The following is an 11,415-nucleotide window of genomic DNA, read 5'->3' as shown; positions in this document are numbered from 1 at the left end:
CCAGCCTACCGGTTTGTCCACGCGGCCTAGTCGGATCGCGCGGGACGCTTGCCGAGGGACACAGGACCGGGACACAATCGCGCCGAGGAGCAGGCCGCCAGGGCCGGAAATGCAAGGACTCGGACCTCCAGCACGGAGTCCAGGTCCCCCAGCCATATCTTCGAAACCCGGAAGAGCTGGAGCGTATCGCGAAGGGCGGGGAACGCCGGGAGCGTGATGCTGCCCTTCAACGAAAGCCCGGAGCCGTCGCCGCGGGCAGACCTGGACGCAGCGGTTCCACGAGGCGATCCGCTTCGGTGGATGACGCGTCCGTTCCTTGCCGAGCGGCTGGTCGGCGCCCCGGTGGTTCCGCCTCCGGATCAGGCGCTGGAGCCGTGTCCAGCCCGCCGCGATCTCCTCTAGCGATCCAGGCATTCCAGCACCCGCACGTCGTAGACCGGGTGCTCGAGCATGTTCACGCCGGGAGCGTTGGCGAACATCCAGCCGCGGAACACCACCTGCCGCTCCGGCGGGCGGCGGCTGTCGCCGATCTCCAGCCAAGCCGCGGCGTCCGGCACCTCGTCGGGCGGACGGGCATGGCAGGCGGCGACGCGCAGGGTGAGGGTGCCGAATTGCGCCGGCTGCTCGACCGGCACGCGGATGACCGAGACGCGGGCGGTCACCTTGTCCAGCATCTGCAGCTCCGCCACACGCCGCGGCACCCATTCCTGCGCCGGGGCGGCGCCGGGTAGGGCGAACAGCAGGAGGAGAGCGAGCGGCGCGGCGCGGCTCATCCCCGCCCCGGCCGCCTGGGGCTCGGCAGCGCCGCCACCATCTCGGCGAGGATGCGGCGCATCGCCGCCTCGTCCACTCCCATCAGCACCGCGTCCTCGAAGGCGTCGCGCAGCACCTGCGCCACCTCCGCATGGTTCTCGGCCAGCACCTTCAGCTTCTCGCGGCAGGAGATCGGCTGGCCGTCGGCGCCGGGCCAGACGGGGGGCGGGGCGAGGCTCATTGCGCCGGGGGGGCTCCGCCCTCGGCCTGGCCCTGCTGCTGGCCGTTGAGCTGGGTGGCCGAGAAGATGAACCGGCCGAGCAGCGCCTCCAGGCTGATCGAGCCCTGGGTCAGGGTGATGCGCCCACCATCGGCCAGCACCTCCTCGGCGCCGCCCGGCACCAGGGAGACGTACTTGCCGCCCAGCAGGCCCTCGCTGGTGATCTCGGCGGAGGTGTCGGCCGGCAGGCGCAGGCTGCGGTCGACCACCATGGTCACCTCGGCGCCGAAGGTCTCGGGATCGATGCGGCTGCCGGTGACGCTGCCCACCCGGACCCCGGCGATGCGCACGTCGGCGCCGGGCGCCAGCCCGTCGATCCGGTCGAAGCGCGCGCTCAGGCGGATGCCGTCGGCGGCGATCGGGCCGCGGCCGCTGTGCAGCACGGCGTAGGCGAGGAAGACGGCGGCGACCACCACCACCACGGCGCCGGCCGCGACCTCGATGAGGCTGCGCCGCTTCATCGGGTGCGTCCCGGCCGGCGGGCGGCGTTCCGTCCGGCCCGCGGGGTCGAGGGGAAGGGCATGGCGGGGGCGTCAGCGTCCAGGGGTCCAAGCCTCGTAGTCGCCCGCCGTGGGCGGTCGCGTGCCGCCGACATAGTCATGCCCGGGCGGCCGATAGGCATGCGGCGTGCCGGTGAGGTTCGGCAGATGCTCCTGCTGCCAGGGGTAGAGCTTGCGTTCCGGCAGCGGCTCGGGGGTGGTGTGGTGCAGCCAGGCGTGCCACTCGGGCGGCACGGTGGTCGGCTCCCGGCCACGGGCATAGACCACCCAGCGCCGCGGGCGGTTGTAGATGGGCAGGGGCCTGCGCGACTCGAAATACACGTTCCCGAAGCGGTCGGTGCCGATCTTGCGGCCCTTCAGGGCCGAGGTGAGGCGCAGCAGGACGGACATGGGGACAGGCAGGCTCCTTTGGGCCGGACCGGAGTTGGGGATGCCCGGCGCCGGGCGGAAGGGCACGCCGCCCCCGCCGCTCGGGGCGCACCATCGCACACCCGCCGCCGCCGCGCAAAGCCACGTGCCGGCTGCCCGGTCGCACAGCATGTAGCGGGTTCCGCCGTCGGCACCCACAAGATCCGCCTTCCCCCGCCCCGGGGAACTCCCTAGCATGGCGCCATGCACGCTGAGCACGGCACCTCCTCCTGGCACGGCACCGCATGGGAAGGCGTGGCGCTGCGCCGCACCCGCGCCGGCGCCGACCCGGACGCGCCACTGCGCGCCATCGCCCTTCCCGCCGCCTGGAACGGGGAGGAGGCGGCAGCCGCCCTCGCCGCGCTGCTGCCGGGCAAGGGGCCGGTCAGCCTGCCCCGCGCCGCCGAGGCCTGGATCGGCCGGGCCGTCGCGCGCGGGCGGCGCGCCGGCCTGCTCGGGACGGCGGAGGCCCCGCGCCTCGCCGCGGCGCTGCGCGGCCTGCTGCTCGCCCGCCGCGGGGCGCCCGGCGCCGAGGTCTGGCGCGGCGACGCCGGGGCCGAGCCGCGCTTCGTCCTCAACCTGCCCGCCTTCCTCGACGACGAGGGCGATTTCGACGCGGAGGGCTTCGCCGAGGCCTGCGCGCTCGGCGTGCTGGCGCTCGACTGCCTCGGCGGCGGGCGCGCCCGGCGGCTGCGACTCGGCTTCGCCGACCTGGCCGGTCTGCTCGCGGCCCTCGGCCTTCCCTACGATTCGGCGGAGGCGCGGGACGCCGGCGCCGCCATCGCCGCCCTGGCGCGCGGGGCGGCGGAGGCCGAATCCGGCCGCCTCGCCGCGCGCTGCGGCGCGCGCGAGACGGCGCCGCCCCTTCCTCCCTGCCCGCCGCCGGTGGCGGCGCTGCCTGGCCTCGCCGAGGCGGCATGCAGCGCGCTGCGGGCCGCCGCCGCCTTCCCCGGCCGGCGGCACGCCGCCCTGCTCGCCCTTGCCCCGCCCGACGCGGCGGAGGCGCTGCTCGGGGCGGAGACGGGCGGCATCGCCCCCGCCGCCGGGGCCACCCGCCCCACCCTCGCCGAGGACGGAACGGTGCGGGAGGTGCCGACCGCGGCGTTGCTGCGGGCGCGCCGCCGCTTCCCCGCCGCGGCCGAGGGCCTGCTCGCCCCCGTTTCCCCGGCCGCGCGCGCGGCGATGGCCGAGGCGGTCACGCCCTTCCTGCACGCCGCCCCGCCAACGCCGGCGGCCCTGCCCGCCCCGCGCGCCGCGGCGGTGCGGCGGCACCGCGGCAGCAGCCTGCATGTCACGGTGGGGGGCCACCGCGTGGCGCTGCGCACCGCCGAGGACGAGACGGGGCGGCTGCGGGAGGTGGCCTTCACCCTTTCCAAGGAGGGCGCCGCCTTCCGCAGCCTGATGGACGCCTTCGCCGAGGCCGTCTCGCTCGGCCTGCGGCAGGGCGTGCCCCTCGAGGCCTATGTGGACGCCTTCGCCTATACCCGTTTCGGCCCCGCCGGCGCGGTGGAAGGGGACCCCGCGATCGGCCGCGCCACCTCGGTGCTCGACTGGGCGTTCCGGCGCCTGGCGCTGGACCATCTCGGCCGGCGCGACCTGCCCGACCCCTCGGAGGAGGATTGCGCCCCGGATGCGCTCGGCAGCCCCGCCCAGCAGGCGCCGCTGCTGCCGCTCGACCTGCCGCCCCACCCCGCCCCCGGCCGCGAGGCCGCGGGCGGGCGGCGCCGCCTCCTCCGCCTCGTCGGCTGAGGCCGCCGGCCGGGCGGCGAACCGGCCGGCGGGGGCGGTGTTGGCCGATACGGGCGGCGGGTGCAGGCTGCGCGCCGTGCCCCCTCATCCAGCGGAAGGAGATCGCCCATGAGCGGACGCATCGAGGCGCGCCTCAAGGAACTCGGCATCGCCCTGCCCGAGCCGGCCACGCCGATAGCCAACTACATCCCCTGCAACGTGGTGGATTTCGCGGTGGAGACCGGGCGGCGCCACGGCCTCGCCGTGATCTCGGGCCAGGTGCCGCTCCGGGACGGCAAGATCGCCTTCACCGGCAAGCTCGGCGCCGGGGTGTCGCCGGAAGAGGGGCAGGCGGCGGCGCGGCTCTGCTTCATCAACCTGCTCGCGCAGCTCAAGGCGGCCTGCCTCGGCGATCTCGACAGGGTGAAGCGGGTGGTGCGGCTCGGCGGCTTCATCGCCGCCACGCCCGACTTCACGCAGCATGCGCAGGTGATGAACGGCGCCTCCGACCTCGCCGTGGAGGTGTTCGGCGAGGCCGGCCGGCATGCCCGCACCACCATCGGCGTCCCCTCCCTGCCCGGCGACGCGGCGGTGGAGGTGGAGGGGCTGTTCGAGATCGGTTAGGGCAGATCGCGGGCGGCCGGCAGCGCGCCTCCGCCCCGCGCGCGAAGGACGGAGCCATCGCCGCGGCCACGGCCGCGCGGAAGCGGCTCCGCGGCCGCGCCGGAAGGCCATGGGAAGGTTGCGGCCGTGGCGGCGGGGTTGCGCCCCCCGCCGCCGCCCCGACATGCGCCTCATGCCCGATACCGGCCCCGAGCTGTCGCTGACGCTGCACCGCGGGATCGCCGAGATCCCCGCCGCGGAATGGGATGCCTGCGCCGGGGAGGGCAACCCCTTCCTCCGCCACGCCTTCCTGCTGGCGCTGGAGGAGAGCGGCAGCGCCACCGCCCGCACGGGCTGGCTGCCGCAGCACCTGGCGCTGCGCGGCGCGGGAGGGCGGCTGCTGGCCTGCGCGCCCTGCTACGCCAAGAGCCACAGCCAGGGCGAATACGTCTTCGACCATGCCTGGGCGCATGCCTTCGAGCGCGCGGGCGGGCAGTACTACCCGAAGCTGCAGGTCTGCGTGCCCTTCAGCCCGGTGCCCGGGCCGCGGCTGCTGGTCCGCCCGGGTTCGGGCCTGCCGCCGGCGGCGCTCGGCCAGGCGCTGGCCCAGGCCTGCCGCGAGCTCGACCTCTCCTCCGCGCACGTCACCTTCTGCGAGGAGGCGGAGTGGCGGGCGCTCGGCGAGGCGGGGTGGCTGCGGCGCCTCGGCGTGCAGTTCCACTGGCACAATGCGGGCTATGCCAGCTTCGAGGAGTTCCTCGGCGCGCTTTCGTCGCGCAAGCGCAAGGCGATCCGCAGGGAGCGGCGGGAGGCGGCGGCCTCCGGCCTCGTGCTGCGCACCCTGCGCGGCGCGGAGATCACGGAGCGGCACTGGGCCGCCTTCCACCGCTTCTACCGCAGCACCACCGACCGCAAATGGGGCCGCAGCGCCTATCTTACGCGGCAGTTCTGGCCGCTGCTCGGCGAGCGGCTTGGCGACGCCGTGGTGATGATGGTCGCCGAGCGCAATGGGGAACCGGTGGCGGGCGCGCTCAACCTGCTGGGGCGGGAGGCGCTGTACGGACGCAATTGGGGCAGCCTAGTGGAGGTGCCCTTCCTGCATTTCGAGCTCTGCTACTACCGCGCCATCGAATTCGCCATCGAGCACCGCCTGCCGCGCGTCGAGGCCGGCGCGCAGGGCGAGCACAAGATCCAGCGCGGCTACCTGCCCCGCCCCACCTATTCCGCGCACTGGATCGCGCATCCGGGGCTGCGCCGCGCGGTGGCCGACTTCCTCGCGCGCGAACGGTCAGCGATCGAGGAGGAGATCGCGGCACTCGCCGCCCTCTCGCCCTTCCGCGCCGACGGCGCGGCGGATTGAGGCGCGGCGCGGCGGCGAAGTCTCACCGCCGTTTGACCGCGTCGGCGCCTTATCCGCTTCCACCGCGGCGCGCACCGCTGTAGCCCAGGGTCATGCCGGTTCTCACGCGCACGCCTCTCCATCGGGACCGGGCGGAAGAAGGTTTTCCGCCGCCATAGGGTCTGTCGCCTCCCGCACCTTCCAACCGCAGGAGAGCGACCATGCACGACCAGTCCCGATCTCCTTCCCTGCCCGGCGCCAGCGCGCACGGCCAGCGCGAGCTGTGGCTCGACGTCGCCCGCGGCGTGACCATCATGCTGGTCGTGCTGCTGCACGCGGATTCCATGCTGAACGCCATCGGGCAGCGTTCGCTCGAAGTGCACATGGCGACGCTGGCGCTGACGCCGCTGCGCATGCCGCTGTTCTTCCTTGTCTCGGGAATTCTCGGCGCCGCGATGCTGGCGCGGCCCGCGCGGCAGGTGCTCACCGAGCGGGTGGCGCATTTCATGTGGGTCTGGGCGGTCTGGACGGCGCTCGGTTACGGGATCATCGGCGGGGTGATCTTCCCGCTGCTCGGCCTGCACGGCGTATGGGGCTTCTTCGATCCGCGCCTCAACCCGATCCAGCACCTGATCACTTCGGACAGCTGGGCCTGGTTCCTCTACGCGCTGGCGCTGTTCTTCGCGACCGCGCTCGCGCTGCGCGGCCTGCCGCCGCTCCTGCATCTCGGCATCGCGCTGCTGCTGGCGCTGCCTGGCATGTTCAAGCTGGGGGAGGCGATCGGCGCCGGCGTGATCGACCGCTTCTACCACTACCCCTACTTCGTGCTCGGCGTGATCGCCGGTGGCTGGCTGCGCCGCGTCGCTGTGCCCCGTCTCGGCCGCGGGCTGATCTTCCTCGTTCTAGCCGGGTGCTGGGCGGTGGCGACGGCAGCCGCGCACAAGCTGGGGTGGCTGGAGCTGCGCCCGGCGCGCTTCGCCCTGTCCTTCGTCGCGGTGCCGGCGGCGCTGGCGGGCGCGGCGCTGGTGGCGCACAGCCGCTGGTCGGCGCCGCTGCGGCTGGTCGGGACCAACACGCTCGTCATCTACCTGCTGCACGCCTACCTGCTGCGCATGCTGATCGAGCTGGAGCGGCCCGACCTCCTGCCGCTCTGGGGCTGGGCGATAGTGGTGGTGCTGGGGGCGACGGCGCTCTCGCTGGCGCTCGGCCCCTTCCTGGAGCGGGTGCCGGGCCTGATGGCGCTGCCCGGGCGGCGGCCGCGGCGCACCGTCGCCGCCGCCACCTGAGCGGAAAGCCCGGCGGCGCCTCATGCCGATGGCCGCATCCGCCGTCTCGCGTGGCCGTGGTGCGGTTGCCGACATGTCCTTGTTTCGCGCGCCGCCGCCCCTCCGGGTCCGGCCGCGGCGGGATCCCGGCAAGCCCACCCGCAGATGCGTCCCGCGATGCCGCGGCCGTATCAGCCCCCGGCCCTGACCAGCAGGGCCAGGAAGCCGAGGGCGAGCGCCGCCAAGCCGACGCGCTCGGCGTGCCACAGCAGGCGCTCGCGCAGCACGGCGGCAAGCAGCGCCTGCACCTCGCCGCGGGGTGCGCCGCGGAACGGATCGCCTGCCGCGCCGCGCAGCAGCATCCAGAGCTCGGTCCGCCGCATGTCGCGCTGCGGCGCCCACCAACCCGCCAGGGCGAGGCCGAGGCAGAGGAGCGCCGCCATGGCCCCTCCGGCGCGGAAGGCGAGCGCCGGATCGAAGGACAGGCTCATCATGGTGAGGACGATCGCCAGCGCCGCGAAGGCGCAGCCACGGCGGATGGACAGGTCCGCCAGGGTCCGAATGGTGTCCATGCTTCCCTCGCCCATCTGGGATCTCCCCGGAACGGCCACGGGCGCTCGCCTCAGGCCCGGCGCGGCCTGACCCTCCTGAACGCGCCCCCTGCCCTCAGGGTCGCATGAGCAGCCCCGCCAGCGTGATCAGCACCGCGCCGCCGAGCCAGACCATCGCCGCGGCGGCCGCGGGGGCCCCCAGCCGCTCCGCGAGCGCGGCGGGAAGGGCCGCGACGAGCAGCGTCGCCGTGGCGACGATCAGGCTCGCGCCGTAGAAGATCAGTTCCGGAACCGGCGTGATCACCGCCGGGTACCAGAGCGGCCAGAGCACGAACACCAGCCCGAGGAGCGGGCTGGCGAGGCCGTTGAACAGGCTGACCGCCACGGTAAGGACGAGGAGAGTCTGCGGGCTCATCGCGCGGATCAGCCCGCCGGCGCTAGGCGCGGCGCCCAGCCCGCGGCATACATGCCGAGCCCGAGCGCGAGGCGCAGCGCGAACACCCAGAAGGCGGCGACCAGGGGCAGGAAGGGCGGCGCCACCAGGCTCGGCACCAGCAGGGCGGCCGCCGCGACCGCCCAGTCGGTCAGCCGGCGGAAGGCGCGCCAGATGTAGAGCGGGCTGTCCGGCGGCACGAGGAATTGCAGCAGGAAGCGGCCGAGAAGCGTCCAGCCGATCACGGCCAGGGAATAGGTCACCAGCCAGAAGGGCAGGTGACCGAGGATGAAGTCCCGCTGCATGGTTCCGGGATGATAGGGGGCGGCCGCGCCGCCGCGACCGCCCCCTCGTGGCGCCCCGCCGCCGGGGACGCCCGCTACTCCACCGCCTCGCGCCGGTCGGCGAGGCGCACGCCGCCGCGCGGGATGCGGATGTCGTGGATGAAGTCCTGCATCGCCTGGCTCGGGGCGCGGGTGAACTGCGACACCAGCCAGATGGTCAGGAAGGAGAGCGGTACGCCGAGGATGCCGCCCGAGATGTTGTTGATGCCCCAGAGGCGGGCCACCACCCGGCCGCGGGCCACCACGCTGTCGGTGGTCATGATCAGGCTGCCGAACCAGGAGAGCGGGCCGTCCTGGACCGCGGCGGCGTTGCCGATCAGGCCCTGGGCATAGGCCCTCAGCTCGGCCGAGGCCTGGGGCAGGGCGGCGGCCTGGCGGGCGGCGTTCAGGATCGCCTCCCTGGTGCCGAAGGTCTCGACGAAGGAGAGGCCGAAGAATTCGGACCAGATCAGGTAGCCGAAGGTGACGAGGTAGCCCACCGCCATGCCCCAGCAGGCGCCGGCATTGGTGGTCTTGCTGTACCACACCCCCATCACCAGGGCGGCGAACAGGCCGGCGGCGGCGATGGAGAAGGCCCAGGCGACCAGGAACAGGATGTCGGCGCCCATGTTCCCCGCGGTCCAGGCGGCAAGGATCGCCACCAGGATCAGCAGCGTGCGGGCGATGATCAGCCGGCGCTTGGTCGGCGCGTTGCGGTCGATCATCTTGTAGTAGACGTCGTGGCTGAGCGCGTTGGCCAGCGCGAGCAGCAGCCCGTCGGCGGTGGAGAGCGCGGCGGCCAGGCCGCCCGCCGCCACCAGCCCAGCGATGACGTAGGGCAGGCCCGCGATCTCCGGCGTCGCCAGCACGACCACGTCCGGATGGATGCGGAACTCGTTCCATTGCAGGATGCCGTCGTTGTTGGCATCCACGATGTTGATCCAGGGCACGCCGTAGGGCGAGACGATCTGCCAGTTGCGCACCCATTCGGGCAGCGCCGCGATCGGCTGGCCGATCAGGTTCTGGTAGATCTCGAGCTTGGCGAAGGCGGCATAGGCCGGCGCCGTGAAGTAGAGCAGGAAGATGAAGAACAGCGACCAGGCGACCGACTGCCGCGCCTCGCGCACCGAGGGGGTGGTGAAGTAGCGCATCAGGATGTGCGGCAGCGCGGCGGTGCCGACCATCAGGCAGAACACCAGGGCGAAGAAGTTCACCGCGGCGTTCATGCTGAACTGGCCGTTGGCGCCGACGAAGGCCGCGCTGTGCCAGCCGACGACGCCGGGCGGCGGCGTCTGGCCGGCGGCGCGGAAGGCGGCCTCCAGCTCCTCGATCCGCTCCAGCGCGAAGCCGTACATGAGCTGCGGCACCGGCACCCCGGTGACCTTGGCCGACATCAGGATGGCCGGGATCAGGTAGGCGATGATCAGCACGATGTACTGCGCCACCTGCGTCCAGGTGACCGCCCGCATCCCCCCGAGCATCGAGCAGACCAGGATGCCGGCGAGGCCGAGGAACACCGCGAGCGCGAAGGAGACGTCGAGGAAGCGCTGGGTGATGATGCCGACGCCGACGATCTGCGCCACCACGTAGACGAAGGAGGCTGTGATCAGCACCGTCACCCCGATGGCGCGGGCGACGTTGCCGCCGTAGCGCGCGCCCAGGAAGTCCGGCACCGTGTACTGGCCGAATTTCCGCAGGTAGGGGGCGAGCAGGATGGCCACCAGCATGTAGCCGCCGGTCCAGCCCAGGATGAAGGCGAGGCCGCCATAGCCGAGCGCGTAGAGGCTGCCGGCCATGCCGATGAAGCTCGCCGCCGACATCCAGTCCGAGCCCGTGGCCATGCCGTTGTAGAGCGCGGGCACGCGCCGGCCGGCCACGTAGTACTCGGCCACCTGCGCGGTGCGGCTGATGATGCCGATATAGGCGTAAACGCCGATCGTCAGGAACACGAACAGGTAGCCGAGGATGCGGTTCGGCACCCCGAGCTGCTCGAGGATGGCGATGAAGACGACGAAGAGGGCGAAGCCGCCGGTGTAGCCGGCGTAGATCTTGCCGAGGGCGGCGATGAAGGGGTCCCTCGGCTTCGCGGTGCCGGACATGCCTCACTCCTCCTGCACGCCGAATTCCTCGTCGATGCGGTTCTGGCGCCGCGCGAACCAGAACAGGCCGACGACGAAGACGATCAGGCTGCCCTGCGCCGCCATGTAGAAGCCCAGAGGGAAGCCGAGGATGCGCACGCCGTTCAGCGACGGCGCGAAGAGGTGCACGAGGAAGCCCGCGCAGGCCCAGACCGCCAGCACCGTCCACATCAGCGCGGAGGTCTTCTTCCAGTAGGCGTGCGCGGTGGCGCGGTCCACCGCAGGGGGGCTCGTCCCCTGCGGCGTCCTGGTGTCCTCGACCAGTGGCATGCAGCCGCCCTCCCTTGCGCCCGCGTGCTCCGGGCCCCGCGGGATTCCCGCCGGCGGAATCCACGGCGCGTTCCACCGCGGATTCCGTGGCCTTTCATTGACCTTCCGGCTAGCATCCTCCGCATCGCCATCGCAACATGGCAAACATGAAGATATTTTCAGGAATCTCGCCGCCTCCCCTGCTGGCGCGGCTGCTACGGCCGACGCGGTCGGAGGAGCCGGCGGCGCTGCGCGCGTTCCTGCGCCGCCAGGCCGCCTTCGTCGCCCAGAAGACCGTGCTCGACTACTGCCGGGTGAAGGCCGGGCGCCAGGAGCAGCGGGTGATGGCCGACCCCGATTTCCGCGCCGCCCTGCGCCATTGCCGCTGGCAGGTCTTCCTTCCCGCCCTCGCCGACGTCACGGCGCTGATCGAGGCCTGGCTGCGGCCGCACGCCGAGGGCCGCGAACCCGTCCTGGCCGCGGCGCTGGTCCGCCTGCACGTGGAGGCGCTCGCCGCCGAGCCCGTGCCGCCCGAGGAGGTGGAGGCGGCCGAGGCCGCGCTGCGCGCCTTGCCAGGCCATCTGGCGGCGCTGCAGCTCGAACCGCCCTGGCCCGCGCACCGGCTGCCGCTGCTGGCGGAGGCGCCGCTCTTCGCCACCCTGCCCGTGCATCCCGACCAGCGCCGGGGCGAGGCGCCGGCGATCCGCGGCGCGCTGCGCTTCCACATCGTCTCGACCCAGCAGGAGATGGAGCGCGCCTTCGCCCCTGCCGCCCTGGCCGGCCGCCTGCTCGCCACGGCCGCCGTGCCGGAGCCGGCCGGCTGACCGGCGCCGGGCGACGCCGGC

Annotated in this window: 14 protein-coding genes; 5 read left to right on the top strand and 9 right to left on the bottom strand. The window is 73.6% G+C overall.

The window, feature by feature from the left end:
• Positions 1-398 precede the first annotated feature (398 nt).
• From ET526_RS11880 to ET526_RS11865, 4 genes are all read right to left on the bottom strand, one after another.
• On the bottom strand, positions 399-773 hold the full coding sequence (locus tag ET526_RS11880) for a DUF2155 domain-containing protein (protein WP_135467920.1): 375 nt from the start codon (positions 771-773) through the stop codon (positions 399-401).
• Complete coding sequence (locus tag ET526_RS11875) at positions 770-994, bottom strand: hypothetical protein (RefSeq protein WP_135467919.1); 225 nt, start codon at positions 992-994, stop codon at positions 770-772. The genes ET526_RS11880 and ET526_RS11875 overlap by 4 nt, the downstream gene beginning before the upstream one ends.
• Positions 991-1,494: an outer membrane lipid asymmetry maintenance protein MlaD gene (mlaD, locus tag ET526_RS11870; RefSeq protein ID WP_135467918.1), complete on the bottom strand. Its 504-nt coding sequence runs from the start codon at positions 1,492-1,494 to the stop codon at positions 991-993. Before mlaD ends, ET526_RS11875 begins: the two co-directional genes overlap by 4 nt.
• 72 nt (positions 1,495-1,566) lie before the next feature.
• On the bottom strand, positions 1,567-1,923 hold the full coding sequence (locus tag ET526_RS11865) for an NADH:ubiquinone oxidoreductase subunit NDUFA12 (protein WP_135467917.1): 357 nt from the start codon (positions 1,921-1,923) through the stop codon (positions 1,567-1,569).
• A 222-nt stretch (positions 1,924-2,145) separates the two neighbouring features.
• Here ET526_RS11865 and ET526_RS11860 point away from each other — a divergent pair, with 222 nt between their 5' ends.
• From ET526_RS11860 to ET526_RS11845, 4 genes are all read left to right on the top strand, one after another.
• Positions 2,146-3,690: a TSCPD domain-containing protein gene (locus ET526_RS11860; RefSeq protein ID WP_135467916.1), complete on the top strand. Its 1,545-nt coding sequence runs from the start codon at positions 2,146-2,148 to the stop codon at positions 3,688-3,690.
• 108 nt (positions 3,691-3,798) lie between these two features.
• A complete protein-coding gene (locus tag ET526_RS11855) occupies positions 3,799-4,293 on the top strand; it encodes a RidA family protein (protein WP_135467915.1) in 495 nt (164 codons plus the stop codon).
• A gap of 172 nt (positions 4,294-4,465) precedes the next feature.
• Positions 4,466-5,632 (top strand): GNAT family N-acetyltransferase, encoded by a 1,167-nt coding sequence (locus ET526_RS11850; protein ID WP_135467914.1) that lies wholly within the window; start codon positions 4,466-4,468, stop codon positions 5,630-5,632.
• 200 nt (positions 5,633-5,832) lie between these two features.
• A complete protein-coding gene (locus ET526_RS11845) occupies positions 5,833-6,897 on the top strand; it encodes an acyltransferase family protein (protein WP_135467913.1) in 1,065 nt (354 codons plus the stop codon).
• Between the two features lie 170 nt (positions 6,898-7,067).
• Here the strand turns inward: ET526_RS11845 and ET526_RS11840 are convergent, their stop codons facing one another.
• From ET526_RS11840 to ET526_RS11820, 5 genes are all read right to left on the bottom strand, one after another.
• Positions 7,068-7,448, bottom strand: a complete 381-nt coding sequence (locus tag ET526_RS11840) for a hypothetical protein (RefSeq protein WP_135467912.1) — start codon at positions 7,446-7,448, stop codon at positions 7,068-7,070.
• 94 nt (positions 7,449-7,542) lie between these two features.
• Positions 7,543-7,842 (bottom strand): hypothetical protein, encoded by a 300-nt coding sequence (locus tag ET526_RS11835; RefSeq protein ID WP_135467911.1) that lies wholly within the window; start codon positions 7,840-7,842, stop codon positions 7,543-7,545.
• Positions 7,843-7,850: 8 nt separating this feature from the next.
• A complete protein-coding gene (locus tag ET526_RS11830) occupies positions 7,851-8,165 on the bottom strand; it encodes a YggT family protein (protein WP_135467910.1) in 315 nt (104 codons plus the stop codon).
• 74 nt (positions 8,166-8,239) lie between these two features.
• Complete coding sequence (locus tag ET526_RS11825) at positions 8,240-10,282, bottom strand: sodium:solute symporter family protein (RefSeq protein WP_135467909.1); 2,043 nt, start codon at positions 10,280-10,282, stop codon at positions 8,240-8,242.
• A 3-nt stretch (positions 10,283-10,285) separates the two neighbouring features.
• Positions 10,286-10,591 carry a DUF4212 domain-containing protein gene (locus ET526_RS11820; protein WP_135467908.1) on the bottom strand — a complete coding sequence of 102 codons (306 nt, stop codon included), beginning with the start codon at positions 10,589-10,591 and terminating at the stop codon, positions 10,286-10,288.
• 137 nt (positions 10,592-10,728) lie between these two features.
• On the opposite strand from ET526_RS11820, the gene ET526_RS11815 reads away from it, so the two are divergent.
• Positions 10,729-11,394 (top strand): hypothetical protein, encoded by a 666-nt coding sequence (locus ET526_RS11815; protein ID WP_135467907.1) that lies wholly within the window; start codon positions 10,729-10,731, stop codon positions 11,392-11,394.
• Positions 11,395-11,415 lie beyond the last annotated feature (21 nt).

Origin of the sequence: Crenalkalicoccus roseus (assembly GCF_004761865.1) — a bacterium.
Classification (GTDB): domain Bacteria; phylum Pseudomonadota; class Alphaproteobacteria; order Acetobacterales; family Acetobacteraceae; genus Crenalkalicoccus; species Crenalkalicoccus roseus.
The sequence above is the reverse complement of the archived record's forward strand: the minus strand, read 5'-3'. Positions and strand labels throughout refer to the sequence as shown.